Genomic DNA, 16648 nt, shown 5'->3' with positions numbered 1-16648 from the left:
GGCCGCCAGATTTCCATGGCCGGGCGCCTGGCACACCTCCAGCGCGGACAGCCTTTTCGAGAATTGAGGACTTGCACCATGGTCAAAAATACTGAAATCAACCTTAGTACCCTCTCGAAGGACCTGAGGAGGACCCCCAGTGACGCCGTCGTCATTGGTGTGGGACAAGGCACGGACGGCCCGGTGCTTCTCAGTAACCCCCTGACCGGAAAATCGGCCGAGGCCCTGGCCGATTCCCTTAAAGCCCTTGGTGTCACCGGCGCGGCGGACCAGATCGTCCGGCTCCCCGGCCTGCCGGAAACGGGAGCCGGGGTCCTTGTCCTCGCAGGTGTGGGCAAAATCTCCGCTGACCGTCCGCTGACCGCGGAGGCGCTCAGGCGTGCCGCGGGTTCCGCCGTTCGCCAGCTGGCCGGGCTGCCCACCGTTGTCCTGGCACTCCCGACGGCGGAAACGTCCGACGTCGCGGCGGTCGCCGAAGGTGCCGCACTCGGCGCCTACTCCTTCACCGAGTACCGGTCATCGGCCGACGGGCTGAAGGACCCGGTCCGCAGCGCTGTGATCTGGACCTCGGTTCCGGAAAGCCAGGAACTGGGTGCCGCACTGACCCGGGCAGGCCTGATCGGCAAAGCCGTCAACGCCACGCGTTCCCTGGTCAACCAGCCACCCAGCCACCTTTACCCGGAATCCTTCGCCGAGGCAGCGAAGGAGCTGTCCAAGGGCCTGCCGGTCAAGGTGACGGTCTGGGACGAGAAGCGCCTGGAGAAGGAAGGGTTCGGCGGCATCATGGGCGTGGGCAAGGGCTCCTCCCGCCAGCCGCGCCTGGTCAAGGTGGAGTACTCCCCCGCCAAGGCGGCCGCGAAGATCGCGCTCGTTGGCAAGGGCATCACCTTCGACACCGGCGGCATTTCCCTCAAGCCGGCCCTGGGCATGGGCGACATGAAGAGCGACATGGCCGGAGCCGCCGTCGTCCTTAATACTGTGTTGGCGATCGCCGGACTGGGCCTGCCCGTGAAGGCCACGGCCTGGCTCTGCATCGCCGAAAACATGCCCGGCGGTGCCGCGTCACGGCCCGCGGACGTCCTGACGATGTTCGGCGGAAAGACCGTCGAGGTCCTGAACACCGATGCCGAAGGCCGCCTGGTGATGGCCGACGGAATCACCGCCGCCAGCCGCGAATACCCGGATGCCATTATCGACGTCGCCACGCTGACCGGCGCACAGCTCATTGCGCTGGGGAACCGGACCGCAGGCCTGATGGGCTCGGAGAGCGTCACGGGTCCCCTCAAAGCCGCCGCAGACCGCGCGGGAGAACTTGTCTGGCCCATGCCGCTGCCGGAAGAACTGCGTCCGAGCATCGATTCCCAGGTCGCGGACCTGGCCAACATCGGCGAACGGCACGGCGGCATGATGACCGCCGCCGTTTTCCTCCGCGAGTTCGTGGGTAAGGGGAAAGACGGGGAACAGATTCCCTGGGCCCACATCGACATCGCCGGTCCGTCCTTCAACAACGGGAGCCCCTATGGCTACACCCACAAGCAGGGCACGGGCTGCACCGTCCGGACCCTGGTCGCCTATGTGGAGGACCTCCTGCCCTGAGGCCGCGTGAGACTGGACACAAGCGCTCCACAAACGCGGCAGCAAGGTGGAGCATGGATAAGTGGTTCGCTAAGGTGAACAACGGTAGTCACAAATGCAAGAGAACCTGCCTGCTGGCATAATCACGGCAGTACAAGTTCCAAGACCAGATGATGCGTACTCTCGCGTCATCATTCACGCGAGGGAGCGTCTAAGTGGCCGATCAGGCAACTGCGCAAGAATTCGACATCCTGGTACTCGGTGGCGGCAGCGGCGGATACGCCGCCGCCCTGCGTGCCGTACAGCTCGGCCTCACGGTCGGCCTCGTGGAGAAGGGCAAGCTGGGCGGCACGTGCCTCCACAACGGCTGCATTCCCACCAAGGCCCTCCTCCACTCGGCAGAACTGGCCGACCACGCCCGCGACTCCGCCAAATACGGCGTGAACGTGACACTGGACAGCATCGACATCACCGCCGTCAACGCTTACAAAGACGGCATCATCGCCGGCAAGTTCAAGGGCCTGCAGGGTCTGATCAAGGGCAAAAAGGGCATCACCGTCATCGAGGGTGAAGGCAAGCTGCAGGGCACGGACACCATCGTTGTGAACGGGACCGCCTACAAGGGCAAGAACATCATCCTCGCAACGGGTTCCTACTCCCGGACCCTGCCGGGCCTGGAAATCGGCGGCAAGGTCATCACCTCCGACGAAGCGCTCACCATGGACTTCATCCCCAAGAGCGCCATCATCCTCGGCGGCGGCGTCATCGGCGTCGAGTTCGCTTCCGTCTGGAAGTCCTTCGGCGTGGACGTCACCATTGTTGAGGGCCTGCCCTCGCTGGTTCCCAACGAGGACGCTGCGATTATCAAGAACTTTGAGCGCGCCTTCAAGAAGCGCGGCATCAAGTTCTCCACCGGCGTCTTCTTCCAGGGAGTCGAGCAGAACGACGACGGCGTCAAGGTCACCCTCGTTGACGGCAAGACCTTCGAAGCGGACCTTCTCCTCGTGGCAGTGGGCCGCGGGCCGGTCACCGCCAACCTTGGCTACGAAGAAGCCGGCGTCACCATCGACCGCGGCTTCGTCATCACCAACGAACGCCTGCACACCGGCGTCGGCAATGTCTACGCCGTGGGCGACATCGTCCCGGGTGTCCAGCTGGCACACCGCGGTTACCAGCAGGGCATCTTCGTCGCCGAGGAGATCGCCGGCCTGAAGCCGGTCGTCGTCGAGGACGTCAATATCCCCAAGGTCACTTACTCGGAACCTGAAATCGCGACCGTTGGCTACACCGAAAAGGGTGCCAGGGAGAAGTTCGGCGAGGACCAGGTGGAGATCCAGGAGTACAACCTCGCCGGCAACGGCAAGAGCTCCATTCTCGGCACCGGCGGGCTGGTCAAGCTGGTCCGCCAGAAGGACGGCCCCGTCGTAGGCGTCCACATGATCGGCTCCCGAATGGGCGAGCAGATCGGTGAGGCCCAGCTGATCGTGAACTGGGAAGCCTACCCGGAGGATGTGGCCCAGTTGCTGCACGCCCACCCGACCCAGAACGAAGCCCTGGGTGAGGCACACCTGGCGCTGGCCGGCAAGGCCCTGCACGGCTGATCAGCCCCGCCCGCACCACCGCAAGACCCTTGAGCCTTAGTGCGCCCGGCCCGAACTGCCGGGTGCACTAAGCTCAAAACAAGGCAGCAACCATCCGCACTAAGATCAATAAGGAGAACGGGGACGACATGTCTGAATCCGTTAACTTGCCCGCCCTCGGTGAGAGTGTCACCGAAGGAACCGTCACCCGCTGGCTCAAGCAGGTAGGTGACCGGGTAGAGGTGGACGAGCCGCTGCTCGAGGTCTCCACCGACAAAGTAGACACCGAAATCCCCTCTCCGATAGCCGGCATCATCGAAGAAATCCTCGTCGCCGAGGACGAGACCGCCGAGGTCGGCGCTCCCCTGGTCCGCATCGGCGACGGCTCCGGCGGTAGCGCAGCCCCTGAGGCAGCAGCCCCCGAAGCAGCCGCACCGGCCGAAGAGGCCCCGGCGGCTCCCGCAGAAGCAGCCCCGGCCGAGGCTCCCGCAGAGCAGGCACCCGCCGAAGAGGCCGCCCCTGCCCAGCAGGCACCCGCTGCTTCCGGTGGCGAAAGCCACGATGTCACCCTGCCTGCGCTCGGCGAAAGCGTTACCGAAGGCACCGTGACCCGCTGGCTCAAGGCCATCGGCGACACCGTCGAGGTCGACGAGCCGCTGCTGGAGGTATCCACCGACAAAGTGGACACCGAGATCCCCTCCCCGGTTGCTGGAACCCTGCAGGAAATCCGTGTCAACGAGGATGAAACCGCCGAAGTAGGCGCTGTCCTCGCGGTCATCGGCTCCGGTGCAGCTGCCCCCGCGGCAGCAGAGCCCGCCGCCCCGGCTCCCGCAGCCGAGGCTAAGCCGGAGGCGCCCGCCCCGGCCCCCGAGGCAGCAGCCGCCCCCGCTCCCGAAGCGCCCAAGGCTGAAGAGCGCAAGGCTGAGGCTGCCCCCGCTCCCGCGGCTGCGCCTGCCGCCGCTGCGGCTCCTGCCCCGGCCACGGAATCAGTTGCCGGCGGTGAGTCCGGCTACGTCACGCCTTTGGTCCGTAAGCTCGCGAACCAGCACGGCGTGGACGTCACCTCCCTCTCCGGCACCGGCGTGGGCGGCCGCATCCGCAAACAGGATGTCATCGCCGCCGCTGAAGCCAAGGCCGCCCCGGCTGCATCGGCTCCCGCGGCATCGGCACCGGCAGCATCCGCTGCCCCGGCCGGCCCGGCTGCCTCCTCGCTGCGTGGCACCACGCAGAAGGCCCCCCGCATCCGCCAGGTCATCGCCCGCCGCATGCGCGAGTCCCTCGAGGTCTCCACCCAGCTCACGCAGGTGCACGAAGTGGACATGACCAAGGTGGCCAAGCTCCGCCTCAAGGCCAAGAACTCCTTCCAGGCCCAGAACGGCACCAAGCTCACGTTCCTCCCCTTCATCGCCAAGGCTGTTGCCGAGGCACTGAAGCAGCACCCCAAGCTCAACGCTGCGTACGACGAAGGCAAGCAGGAGATCACGTACCACAACGCCGAGCACCTGGCGATCGCCGTGGACACGGACAAGGGCCTGCTGGTTCCGGTCATCACGGACGCCGGCAACCTGAACCTGGCAGGACTCGCCGGCAAGATCGCCGACGTCGCCGGCCGCACCCGCGACGGCAAGATCGGTCCGGACGAACTGTCCGGCGGCACGTTCAGCATCACCAACATCGGCTCCGTCGGCGCACTGTTCGACACCCCGATCATCAACCAGCCGCAGGTTGGCATCCTGGGTACCGGCGCGATCGTCAAGCGCCCGGTAGTGGTCTCGGATGAGAACGGTGACGACTCGATCGCCATCCGCTCCATGATGTACCTGTCACTCACGTACGACCACCGTCTGGTGGACGGCGCGGACGCAGGACGCTTCCTGCAGACCCTGAAGGCCCGCCTCGAAGAAGGCGCCTTCGAGGCAGACCTCGGGCTCTAGCCTCAAGGATTCCAGAAGCTCCAACGGCGACGGCGGCGCGGACACGGTGGGAAACCACCGGAGGCCGCGCCGCCGTCGCCGTTTTGTTCCCCGAGCAGGCAGGGTTGAAGCCGCGCGGGTCTTACTACGTTGCGTAGAAACTTCTGGCTAGACTGGGGCCATGCAAATTGTCTATAACATCGTGGTTTTCCTGCACATCGTCGGCGCCGCCATGATCGTGGGCATCTGGATCGGCCAGATGAAGAAGCCCACCGTCCATCCGCGCCAGTTTGACGGTGCGATGCTGCAGCTCCTGACCGGCATTGTGCTGATGGGCCTGATCCCGGCGCTGGACATGGATGCGAACTACTTCAAGCTCGGCGTCAAGTTTGCCATCGCCCTGGCCGTGGGTGTGCTCGCCTTCATCGGCCGCCGCAAGTACAAGAAGGGCGAGGACATCAGCAAGGGACTCGCCCATGGTGTCGGCGGGCTGGCGTTGCTCAACGTGGCCATCGCCACCCTCTGGAACTGACCGGCCACCGAACAACCGACGACGGCGCCGCACCCCGCATGTGGGGAGCGGCGCCGTCGTTGTTTATCCACTGAGAGCGGACACGCCGTGCGTAGCCGTCGGGGAATCCCTAGGATGGGAACCGGCGGGGCCAGGCAGCGGCCAGCCCCGGTTCGAACCGACATCAAGGAGTGGACATGGCAGCAACACGCACAGCGCACACAGTATGGAACGGCGACCTCATGGCAGGGTCGGGTCAGACCACGCTGGACAGCTCCGGCCTGGGCACTTTCGACGTTACCTGGAAGGCACGCACCGAAGCCGCCGAGGGTAAGACCAGCCCGGAAGAGCTCATTGCCGCGGCCCACGCCAGCTGCTTTTCGATGGCTTTCAGCAACATGCTCGCCCAGGCCGGCCACACGCCCGAAGAGGTGCGCACCAAGGCCGACGTGACATTCGTTCCCGGCACCGGCATCACCGGAAGCCACCTGACCGTCGGAGCACGGATCCCCGGGATCTCCGAAGAGGACTTCCAGCGGATCGCCGGCGAGGCCAAGACCGGCTGCCCGGTCTCCGGAGCCCTGGCAAGCATTGACATCACCATGGACGCCACGCTCGACGCCTAAAAGGCGACAGAGAAGGCCCTGTCCCTCCCGGATCATCCGGGCGGGGCAGGGCCTTCTGCGTTGGCGTCAGTGGCCCTCGGGTGCGTTGGCCCGCGCAGGAAGCGGCGCAGGCTTGAGGCGACGGTAACCTTCCCGTGCCGGCGGCATGTCCGTGGGCAGCTCCTGGATCATTTCCTTCAGGGCCCCGATGCCGTACTCCAGCTGGGGGTCCCGGCCTGCGGCGTAAGCGTGCGGCGGGTAGGCCACCTCGATGTCGGGGTCCACGCCGTAATTCTCCACTGACCACCCCACGCCGCCGCTGAACCAGTTGGCGTACCGCGGCTGGGTTACGCCCGTACCGTCGGCGAGGGAGAACCTGTTGTCAATGCCCACCACCCCGCCCCAGGTCCGCGTCCCGATGACCGGTCCGATGCCCCGGAGCTTGGAAACCTGGGTGATGATGTCGCCGTCGGACCCGGCAAATTCATCCGCGAGGATGACGACCGGTCCGCGCGGGGCATGGTGGGGATAGGTCCGGGGGCGTTCGCCACGCGGCATGCTCCAGCCGGTGACTTTTCTGCCGATCAGCTCTGCGACCAGCTGGGACGTATGGCCGCCACGGTTCCGGCGGACGTCCACGATCAGGCCGTCGAGTGCGGTTTCGGTATCGAGGTCCCGGTGCAGCTGCGCCCAGCCATTGGCCATCATGTCCGGGATGTGGAGGTAGCCGTAGCGGCCTCCGGACGCCTCACGGACGGTCCGGCGGTTCGCGGCGACCCACTCCTGGTAGCGGAGGCGTTCCTCATCCCTGGCCGGGATGACGGCAATCCGCCGCTGCCCGCCGGCTTTGTCCCCGTGACCAGGCCCGTTGCGGAGCGTCAGTTCGACTGCCCGTCCTGCGGCGCCCACAAGCTGCATGGCCGGCGTCAGGGTAGCTGACAGCGGCACCCCGTCGATGGCCAGCAGCACGTCCCCTGCCAGGGCCCCGGCACCGGGCCGCGTCAGCGGGGACGTGGCCAGCGGATCCGATGATTCGCCGGCAAGGACGCGGCTGATCTCCCAGCCGGCCGCAGTGAGCGTAAGGTCGGCCCCGAGCCGCCCCTGGCCGTTGCTGCCGTTTTCGGTCACAGCCGCAGGCTTGACGTAGGCATGGGAAGTACCCAGTTCACCGTGCAGCTCCCACAGCAGGTCCACCAGATCATCGTGGGACCCCAGGCGGTCCACCAGCGGACGGTACCTCTTGTGGATCGACGCCCAGTCCTGACCGGCCATATCCTCGGTCCAGAAGAAGTCGCGCTGCAGGCGCCAGGCTTCGTCAAAGGCCTGGCCCCAGACACTGACGGGGTCCATCATCACCCGTATCCTGCCCAGATCGACCTTGACCAGCTGGCCGGATTCTTCGTCCGCCTTGGCCGTAGAGGGGACCACGCTGACCTGTTTGTCGTTGATCAGCACCACCTTCCTGCCGTCACCCGAGAGCCGGTAGCTGTCCAGTGCCTCCACCAGCGTGGCGGACTTCCGCCGTGCCAGGTCGAACCGGACCAGGCTCGGACGCGAGTCCTTGTCATCCTTGCTCGCTTTGCCGTCGCCGGTAACGCCCGCAAGGGCCCAGTCCAGCCAAAGCAGCGAATCCTCAGTGGACGTCAGGGAGGTGTAGTTGCCCTGCGGAACGGGGACCCCGATGACCCGGTGGGCCAACCCTTCCGGATCCACCTGGACCCGGGCCGTGCCGGCGGCAGCGTCCGGGGCGTCCCCACCCTCCGGGGTCACGGCCGGCTCCAGGTCAACGGCCGGACCAAAGGGCGACGGCGTTGTGGCGGCCAGTGCCACGAGATAGGGCTTGATGGGGCTCGGGAAGGACAGGTCGAAGGAATGCCCGTCATAGACCGGGTCAAAGCTGCGGTTGGAAAGGAAGGCCAGGAACTTGCCGTCCGGGGTAAAGCTGGGTGACTCATCGCGGAAGCGGCCGTCAGTGACCTCCACGATGCCGTCGGCGAAGCCCGTGACGCCGGCCAGCCTCAGCCTGCTCCGGGAGCCGAACGAGGTGACAGGTTCGGACCAGGCCAGCCATTGAGAATCGGGCGACCACGCCAACTCCTCGATCGCACCCTCGCCGATGGTGGTGACCAGGGAAAGTACGCCCGAGGCCGTATCCGCCAGGTACACGTCGCCGAAGGAAGTGCCCAGCGCCAGCCACCGGCCGTCCGGACTCGCTTCCATGGCACTGGTGCGTGACGGCTTCGGGAAGTCGATGCGTGACCCTGGTGCCGTTGCTGCGGCATCCGCTGCAACCTGCGCCGGGCTGTCCCCCACGTCGGCCGCCGGCACCTCGGCACGTGGACCCTCGGCACCGGAATCACCGGCACCGGAGACGACGGCGGGGGTCGCCACGGGCGCGGACGTCGTGGCTGGAACCGGCCGGGGCAACTGTGCTTCCGCGGTGTCCGGCCCGGTGTCGGGCGTGGTGTCCGGACCGGGCGCCGGTGCTGCCTGCGGAGCCGGAACTGCCAGGCCGGGAAGCTGTGCGGCAATTTCCTTGATGTGGATTGCTTCGACGCCGTCGTGATCGGCAATGTATGCGAGGCGGCCGCCGTCGAGCACTCTGGGGAGCCGCGCACGGACGCCCGGGGTGGCCTCCACAATGCGGGAAGGCCCGTCCTTGTGCCGGATCCAGTGAATCGTGCCGTGGGCTTCCACGGCGCTGGCGGAGCCGCTGGAATCAGGCACGACCTCGCCCAGGTGTTTGGTGGTCTTCAAGAGGCCGGGCCGCCGCGACTGCGAGGCAGAGCCCAGGGAGATGTCCAGCCGGACCGCGTCCGAGGCCAGGTCATGCAGGATCCAGAGCTCACCGGCGGATTCGAAGATGACCCGCTCGCCGTCGGTTGCGGCGTGCCTGACGTAGAAATCCTCGTGGTCCGTGTGTCGACGGAGGTCCCCACCGCCCGGAAGCACGGAGTAAAGGTTGCCGTATCCCTCATGGTCGGAGAGGAAGGCGATCCGGCCTCCAACCCACAGGGGATCGGTGAGGTTTCCGTCAAGGTCCGGAAGCAGGCGTTCGAACTCGCCGTTCCCGTCAGCGTCGATCCAGAGCTTGCCGGCCGTGCCGCCGCGGTACCTCTTCCACCAGGCGGGCTCCCGCGAGAGCACACTGGCCAGGACCACCGGACGTTCGTCGCCGATCTCCGGGCCGAAGGCCACAGATTCCACCGGTCCGAACGGAAGTTCCTCGGCCCAGCCCCCGTCAACCGGAACGCGGTAGGCGTAGGTGTGCCGGCTTTCGGCCTGCCGGAAGGCGCTGGTCACCACAACCTCGCCACGTGCGGTGAAGCCCTTCACCCTGGTGGTGGCGTGGCCGAAGTACGTCAGCTGGCGGTAACCTCCGCCGTCCACCTCGGCCGAAACCACTTCGGGGGACGTCCCCTGGACGACGGTCCATACGAGCCGTTTGCCATCCGGGGTGAACCGCGGGTTACGGGCGGGCAACTGCAGGGACGAAACGCGCCACGCCCTGCCACCGCCCAGCGGAGCTATCCAGACATCGTCCTCAGCCACAAACGTGACCAGATCGCCGTGGACGTGCGGAAACCGGAGGTAGCTCGAAGAAGTCATCGTTCGATCATAGTCAAAGTCAGCAGGCCGGACGGGAGGTGCCGCCGCCGTGCCGGGCGTGGTGAGATGGATCATGCGAATCATCATGGCCGGAGCTTCAGGCCTCATCGGAAGCGATCTGGCCGCACACCTGAGTTCGAGCGGCCACGAGGTCATCCGCCTGGTGCGGCGTGCCCCGGCTTCGCCGCTGGAACGTCGCTGGGACCCGGACTCCGGAGAGCTTGATCCAGCCCATCTTGAGGGCGCGGACGCCGTGATCAACCTGTCCGGAGCCGGTATAGGGGACCGCCCCTGGACCCGCCGACGCATCGACGAACTGTTCAGTTCACGGCTGGACCCCACCCGGACCCTGGCCGCAGCGATGGCCAAGGTGGACAGCCCGCCCAGGGTTTTCGTCAGCCAGTCGGGCTCCAACTATTACGGCGATTGCGGGGCCGCCGCCCTTCGCGAGGATTCCCCGAACGGCAGAGGAATCATGGCGCAGATCTGCAGCGAGTGGGAAGCTGCCGCGCATGGCGCCCCGGCAGGAGTCCGGGTAGTCACGCCCCGGACGGGGGTCGTCCTCAGCAGGAAGGGCGGCGCGTTGGGCCGGCTCATGCCCTTGCTTCGTCTTGGCGTCGGCGGACCGCTGGGCAACGGCCGCCAGTACTGGCCATGGATCACGCAACCGGACGTGTCCTCAGCCTTCAGCTTCCTGCTCGAATCCCCGTTGTCAGGTCCGGTCAATGTTTGCGCTCCCGAGGCTGCGGATGTCAATGACCTCATCGCGCGCCTGGCGGGTGCACTCCACCGGCCCGCAGTGTTCCGGGTTCCGGCGCCGATCCTGCGGCTGGTGATGGGCAAGCTGGCCGACGAGCTCCTGCTGGGCAGCCAGCGGATGGAACCGGCGGCTCTGACCACGGCAGGCTTCACGTGGAGGCACCCGACCCTTGCCCAGGCTGCGGCCTGGGTTGCTGCCAAGGACTGACCCGCCCTCACCGATAACCGGTGGCGGCGGCGGCTCCAGCGGCGGCTGCATCCGGCGGGGGCTGCTTCGGGCCGGCGCGCCTGGCTCAGGACCCGGGCAGGACATCTGTGATCCGCCAACGCCCGTCAGCGGAAACCAGCACTAGCCGAAGTTGTTGCTCCGCACCGGGCGAGGCCGCGGCCACCACCGCCCCGGAACGGTCCTTTTCCTCATACGGGGATGTAGCGGAGGTGACCCGGACAACGGCCCGGACCGACGAACTCCCGGGCTGGACGGTCAGATCCGCTACGGTGCTGGTGAAACCGTCGAGGACATTGCCCGATGCCTGGAGCTGGTCTTTGAGGCGCGTGTCCGCTGCCGAGGCCGCAGAACCCGGGACGTTAACAATGTCAAGCAGCTCCAGCCGGCCGGAACTGAACGCCAGGGACCGCACCGCGGCCAGCCCGCGGACGGCTTCCAGCGGGTCTGCCGAGTCCAGCCGCGCCGAAACCTCGGCGGGGATCAGGGACTCAGCGGGTGTGCCGCTTCCCTGACCGGATCCGTTGCCGGCCGTGGCACCCGCGCCGTTGGTTGCCACGGAACTGGCTGGCGGCTCCCCGGTTCCGGCCTGCGCCGTCCATGGACCCGCTGGCCCGAAGGCCGCGGCGATCCAGATGCCCGCCGCCACCAGGGCGCCTGCCCCCGCCGCCAGCAGCAGGGTCCCCCGTCTTCGTCGGGTTCCTGCCGCAGTGGACGGGACACGCCCGCCGCTCTCTCCGGACGCAGGACCGGCTGCCTTCCGCTTCGCGCCGGGTTCTACTTCCCGTCGCTTCAGTACCGGGTCCCGCGCGTGCAGCCTCGGGACTGGTTCTGCGGTGTGCAGCCCGGGGCTTGGATCTTCGGTGTGCAGCCCGGGATGGGCTTCCAGGGAGTGTTTGCCGCGTGAGGCGTTTTTTGCCGGTTCGGCACCCGGGTCCGTTCCGGCCCGGACGATGGTCCCCGACGTCCGCGGCCGGGGAGGCAGCGCCCGTCCACCTTCCGGAAAGGGCAGCACCTGGCGTGCGCCGACCAGCCCGGACCAGCGCGAGGTCGAGATCCTTCGCCACCAGGCCCGGAGGCCCTTCCCGAAAGCGCTGCCGGGACCATCCGGGACGCGGCGCCTGGTCAGCAGCTGCGGAATGACCGTGGAATGGACCGACGAGGCAAGGTCCACCGGCAGCGGCGGTGCGCTCCGGTAGACCGCCGTCGCCAGTTCAAAGGCTGTGGGCCGCAGCCGCCGGTCCTCGTTGAGACCTGCTTCCAGGGCCGCTGCGAGGTCGGCCGGAACATCAGGGAGCAGGAGCGGCAATGGCGGCCGGTCCGCGGTCCGCCGGGGTGCCTCCCCCGTCAGGCAATACCACCCCAGCGCGGCCAGGGAGTAAACGTCACGCTCCGGCTGCAGCCCGGCCCTGACAGCATCCACCGGTGATGGGTCCATAAACCCCGCGGTGCCGTGGTCCGGCACAGGAGAGGCGTCACCCACCATCCTTGCAATGCCGACGTCGGAAAGCATTGGCTTGCCGTGTCCGGTAAACAGCACGTTGCCGGGCGACACGTCGCCGTGGGTGAATCCTTTGCCGTGCAGATAACCAAGCACCTGGGCAATGGGAGTCAGCACTGTCACTGTCTCCCCGATGCTGAGTTTCCCGCGGCTGCCTACCAGTTCCGCCAGCGAGCCGCCCGGCGCATAGTCCAGGAGCAGGCCGACTGCGCCGCGGGCCTTCTCCGCTGCGCCCTGCCAGTCACAGTGGAAGGCGTCGTGGGCCTTGATGAGATGCTGATGGTCCAGGACGGAAAGGATCCGGATTTCACGGCGGATGGCTTCCTCCCCGGCCGCACCGGAGAGTTCGGCTGCCGTGGCCCCCGCTTCGCTGCCACCCTGGCTTCCCAGACATTTCAGGGCGAAGTCCCGGCCGGTCTTTTCCTCCGTCACCAGCCACACTGTCGAGCTTCCGCCGCGGCCCAGCACGCGGCCCACCACGAAACCGGGAACCACCGGAGCCGCGAAATTTGTCATGACACATGTCTAGCGGAATCCTGAGGCATCTGCAGAAGTTATCCACAGGCCCAGGGCGGCAGTATGAAACCCCGCGGATCCTCCGTGGGGTTCCGTGAGAGGTTTGACACTTAAAGGGAGGCGCCGCCGCCCGGGGTCTAAGCTGGAAGGCATGACTCTTGAGTTTTCACAGGTGGGTCTTGCCCCGGACTTCGTTGAATACACGCGCGGCTGGGAACTCCAACGCGAAATCCACGACGCCGTCCTCGCAGGCACTTCCCCCAGCACTGTCCTGCTCTTGGAGCATGCCGCCGTCTACACCGCCGGCAAGCGCACTGAGGACCACGAGCGCCCCTTCGACGGAACTCCCGTGGTGGCTGTGGACCGCGGCGGCAAGCTGACCTGGCACGGACCCGGCCAGCTGGTGGGCTACCCCATCATCAAACTGAAAAACCCGGCCGGCATCCGCGATTACGTTGAACGCCTTGAAGCTGTGATTATCGCCGTCCTGGCGGACTACGGCATTGTGGCTGAGCGGATCAAGGGCAGGGCGGGGGTCTGGCTCAACGCAGATGCCAAAGGTCCGGCCCGCAAGATCGCGGCCATTGGCATCCGCGTCAGCGAAGGTGTCACCATGCACGGGTTCGCGATCAACTGCAACAACGATCTCGCCCCCTACGGCCAGATCATTGCCTGCGGAATCACCGACGCCGGTGTGACCACCATTGCCCAGGAGACCGGCCGCGACGTCACACCCGCGGACCTGGTTGCACGGGTCATCGAAGAACTGCAGAAAAATGAAGACGTATTAGTGGCCACCCCCGAAGGAGCTCTCCTATGACACTGGCACCAGAAGGCCGCAAGCTGCTCCGGGTTGAGCAGCGGAACTCGGCGGTTCCCGTGGAGCGGAAGCCGGAGTGGATCAAGGCGAAGGTCCAGATGGGTCCGGAATATGTCCAGCTGAAGAACCTGGTCAAGAAGGAAGGCCTGCACACGGTGTGTGAGGAGGCCGGCTGCCCCAACATTTTCGAGTGCTGGGAGGACAAGGAGGCCACGTTCCTGATCGGCGGGTCCGAGTGCACCCGGCGCTGTGACTTCTGCCAGATCGATACCGGCAAGCCCTCCCCGGTGGACAGGTTCGAACCCACCAAGGTGGCCCGCTCGGTCCAGGCCATGCAGCTGCGCTACGCCACCGTGACCGGGGTGGCCCGGGATGACCTCGCCGATGAGGGTGTCTGGCTGTACGCGGAGACGGTGCGGAAGATCCACGAGCTGAACCCCGGCACCGGTGTGGAGCTGCTGATCCCTGACTTCTCCGGCAAACCCGAGCACATCGCGGCGATCTGCGATTCCAAGCCCGAGGTCTTCGCGCACAACGTCGAGACGGTCCCGCGGATCTTCAAGCGGATCCGTCCGGCCTTCCGGTACGAGCGGTCCCTCGACGTCATCACCCAAGGACGCAACCTGGGCATGGTGACCAAGTCCAACCTGATCCTGGGCATGGGCGAGACCCGCGAGGAAATCTCCGAAGCCCTGAAGGACCTGCACGAGGCCGGGTGTGACCTGATCACCATAACCCAGTACCTGCGCCCGTCCGAACGGCACCTGCCGGTAGACCGCTGGGTCAAGCCGCAGGAATTCGTGGACCTCCAGGACGAGGCCACGGAGCTGGGCTTCCTCGGCGTCATGTCCGGCCCTTTGGTCCGTTCCTCCTACCGTGCCGGGCGGCTCTGGGCCACCGCGATGCGCAAGAAGGGCTGGGAAATCCCCGCCCACCTCGCCCACATCGAGTCCTCCGGCAGCACCCGCCAGGAAGCCAGCTCACTGCTCGCAGCCCGGGCCTAAGCCGCATTTTCTTATTCCTGAGGGCCGGCACCGGACTATTTCCGGCGTCCGGCCTTCAGGCTTAAATCACGTAGAATTGAGGCACTATGGCGAAATCCCCTGATTCCAGCAACACCACTCCGTCGGGCTCAAGCGCGGTAACGGGCTCAAGCGCCCCGAAGCGTGGCCTCTTCTCGCGTAAGCCCAAAGAAGCAAAGGTCAAAAAGCCCAGCCGGCTCAAGCAGATCGGCGAGGTCTTCAACATGACCCGCCGGCATGACCCCATGGTCCCGTGGCTGATGCTGCTGGTATTCCTGGGTGTTGTGGCACTCAGCTTCCTGGTGGGCTTCTGGCTGGAGAACTGGATCACCGGCCTGATCATCGGCATCCCGCTGGGCCTGCTTGGCGCAACCCTGATCCTCTCGCGGCGTGCCGAACGCGCAGCCTTCGCACAGATCGAGAACCAGCCCGGCGCCTCCGGTGCAGCCTTGGGTACGCTCAAGCGCGGCTGGATCACTGAGGATCAGCCGGTCGCCGTGAACCCGCGCACCCAGGACGCCGTATTCCGGGCAGTCGGGCGCCCCGGCGTCGTACTTGTCAGCGAAGGCCCCACCGTGCGCGTTAAGCCGATGCTCGACGCCGAACGCAAACGCCTGGCCCGCATCCTCCCCAACGTCACTGTCCATGTGATCGAAAGCGGCCGGGGCAAGGGGCAGGTGCCCATCAGCCAGGTTGCCAAAAAGATGACCAAGCTGAAGAACGAACTGACCAAGCTTGAGGTGAACGCGGTTTCCAAGCGGATTTCCTCGCTCGGCAAAGGCCTCCCGATTCCCAAGGGAATCGACCCCTACAAGGCGCGTCCCAACCGCGGACGCTAGAACCATTGGACCGCCCCGGTTCCGGCTCGGCTGGAACCGGGGCGGTTTTTTGTCCGGGTGGAAACACTGTGTGAACACAACCGCCTGAGATTGGAAGAATACGCGTGACGACTGACCCTAAGACCCTCGCTATCCGCGCCTTTCGCATTCTGGCCATTGCAGAAGCGTTCAGCTGGGCTGCGCTGCTGACGGGCATGTACTTCAAGTGGATTGCGCGAACCACCGAGATCGGGGTGGAAATAGCCGGTCCGGTACATGGTGCACTGTTTGTGGGCTACGGCGTCACCGCGCTGGTCCTGTGGCGGCTCCAGCGCTGGCCTTTTGCAGTGGCCCTCTTCGCCGGACTGTCGGCGGTCCTCCCCTTTGCCACCATCGCCTTTGAACGCTGGGCCGGTGGACGAGGATACCTCACTCCCCGCGCCGCTGATTCCGCTGCGGCACGGGCCGGTGCCCAGGCGAAGTCACCAGTCTGACCGGGGCGCTTGCCGCCTACCTGCGGACCAGGACCGTGTTCATGGCTTTGTCATGCAGGCCGCGGTGGTCCGGATCGAAAATCACCGCGGGAATCACCAGGCACAGAAGCAGCGCCCTCACCACCCCGGCGAGGGGGCCGGCAGGACCACCGCCCAGCCGGACAACATGGATTCCCGCAAGTCTGTGGCCGATGCTGTAACCGAGCGTGCCAACCAGAAGCATCTGTTCAGCAGCGAAGACAGCCAGCGTGGCCCAGGCGTCGCCGCCGAAGGCAAAGTTGCTGATCAGCAGCGCGATCCCCCAGTCCACCATGATCGCGGCAATGCGCCGGCCTGCCCGGGCAATGGAGCCGGAACCGGATTCCGGCAGCCCCAGCCGCTCCCCCGGGTACTTTGAAATGCCTGACGTGTCCGGCCCGGTGAGCCAGGAGCCTAAGTCTTTGCGATCTACCACGATCCCAGCTTACCGACCCGCCGTCGGACGTCCGCGCCACGCAAGCGGATCGGCGGTCTCACCGCCGTTCACAGAGTGGAACCGGCTAGACCACACTGTGGACACCCGGTAGCGTTGCCTGATCAGGGCATTCTGTAACCTGCCCGAAACAATGTGGACATGGACGGGAAATGCCGCGTCCATAGGCTAAGAGCAGTTTCAAGCGAACCCGAAGCAGGGAAACCCCGTCTCCCTGCCCTTCGGAT

13 protein-coding genes are annotated in these 16648 nt (G+C 66.3%); 10 read left to right on the top strand and 3 right to left on the bottom strand.

All coding sequences use genetic code 11. The features are described 5' to 3' along the window. Positions 1-78 precede the first annotated feature (78 nt). From ABIA70_RS09930 to ABIA70_RS09910, 5 genes are all read left to right on the top strand, one after another. Complete coding sequence (locus tag ABIA70_RS09930) at positions 79-1596, top strand: leucyl aminopeptidase (protein ID WP_354147443.1); 1518 nt, start codon at positions 79-81, stop codon at positions 1594-1596. Between the two features lie 194 nt (positions 1597-1790). Then, a complete protein-coding gene (gene lpdA / locus ABIA70_RS09925) occupies positions 1791-3176 on the top strand; it encodes a dihydrolipoyl dehydrogenase (protein WP_354147442.1) in 1386 nt (461 codons plus the stop codon). Between the two features lie 128 nt (positions 3177-3304). Beyond that, the gene (gene sucB / locus ABIA70_RS09920; protein WP_354147441.1) at positions 3305-5089 is read left to right on the top strand and encodes a 2-oxoglutarate dehydrogenase, E2 component, dihydrolipoamide succinyltransferase; all 1785 of its coding nucleotides are present in this window, start codon (positions 3305-3307) and stop codon (positions 5087-5089) included. 160 nt (positions 5090-5249) lie between these two features. Further along, entirely contained in the window at positions 5250-5600 is a 351-nt protein-coding gene (locus ABIA70_RS09915) for a hypothetical protein (RefSeq protein ID WP_354147440.1), read from the top strand. A gap of 176 nt (positions 5601-5776) precedes the next feature. After that, entirely contained in the window at positions 5777-6205 is a 429-nt protein-coding gene (locus tag ABIA70_RS09910; protein WP_354147439.1) for an OsmC family protein, read from the top strand. Between the two features lie 66 nt (positions 6206-6271). Here the strand turns inward: ABIA70_RS09910 and ABIA70_RS09905 are convergent, their stop codons facing one another. Continuing rightward, positions 6272-9793, bottom strand: coding sequence for a S41 family peptidase (locus ABIA70_RS09905; RefSeq protein WP_354147438.1), 3522 nt, complete (start codon positions 9791-9793; stop codon positions 6272-6274). Between the two features lie 73 nt (positions 9794-9866). Here ABIA70_RS09905 and ABIA70_RS09900 point away from each other — a divergent pair, with 73 nt between their 5' ends. Then, entirely contained in the window at positions 9867-10760 is an 894-nt protein-coding gene (locus ABIA70_RS09900; protein ID WP_354147437.1) for a TIGR01777 family oxidoreductase, read from the top strand. 85 nt (positions 10761-10845) lie between these two features. On the opposite strand, the gene ABIA70_RS09895 is transcribed toward ABIA70_RS09900, so the two are convergent. Then, positions 10846-12795: a protein kinase domain-containing protein gene (locus tag ABIA70_RS09895; RefSeq protein ID WP_354147436.1), complete on the bottom strand. Its 1950-nt coding sequence runs from the start codon at positions 12793-12795 to the stop codon at positions 10846-10848. A gap of 151 nt (positions 12796-12946) precedes the next feature. Between ABIA70_RS09895 and lipB the strand changes: the two genes are divergently transcribed. From lipB to ABIA70_RS09875, 4 genes are all read left to right on the top strand, one after another. Next, positions 12947-13615 carry a lipoyl(octanoyl) transferase LipB gene (gene lipB, locus ABIA70_RS09890; protein ID WP_354147435.1) on the top strand — a complete coding sequence of 223 codons (669 nt, stop codon included), beginning with the start codon at positions 12947-12949 and terminating at the stop codon, positions 13613-13615. Beyond that, positions 13612-14619, top strand: a complete 1008-nt coding sequence (gene lipA, locus ABIA70_RS09885; RefSeq protein ID WP_354147434.1) for a lipoyl synthase — start codon at positions 13612-13614, stop codon at positions 14617-14619. Before lipB ends, lipA begins: the two co-directional genes overlap by 4 nt. A gap of 86 nt (positions 14620-14705) precedes the next feature. Then, positions 14706-15476, top strand: a complete 771-nt coding sequence (locus tag ABIA70_RS09880; RefSeq protein ID WP_354147433.1) for a DUF4191 domain-containing protein — start codon at positions 14706-14708, stop codon at positions 15474-15476. Between the two features lie 104 nt (positions 15477-15580). Further along, a complete protein-coding gene (locus ABIA70_RS09875; RefSeq protein WP_354147432.1) occupies positions 15581-15949 on the top strand; it encodes a DUF3817 domain-containing protein in 369 nt (122 codons plus the stop codon). A 16-nt stretch (positions 15950-15965) separates the two neighbouring features. On the opposite strand, the gene ABIA70_RS09870 is transcribed toward ABIA70_RS09875, so the two are convergent. Next, positions 15966-16403 (bottom strand): RDD family protein, encoded by a 438-nt coding sequence (locus ABIA70_RS09870; protein ID WP_354147431.1) that lies wholly within the window; start codon positions 16401-16403, stop codon positions 15966-15968. Between the last annotated feature and the right edge of the window lie 245 nt (positions 16404-16648).

This window comes from Arthrobacter sp. 754, from assembly GCF_040548695.1.
Taxonomy (GTDB): Bacteria; Actinomycetota; Actinomycetes; order Actinomycetales; family Micrococcaceae; genus Arthrobacter.
Note: the sequence above shows the minus strand (reverse complement) of the source record. Positions and strands in the feature narration are given on the sequence as shown.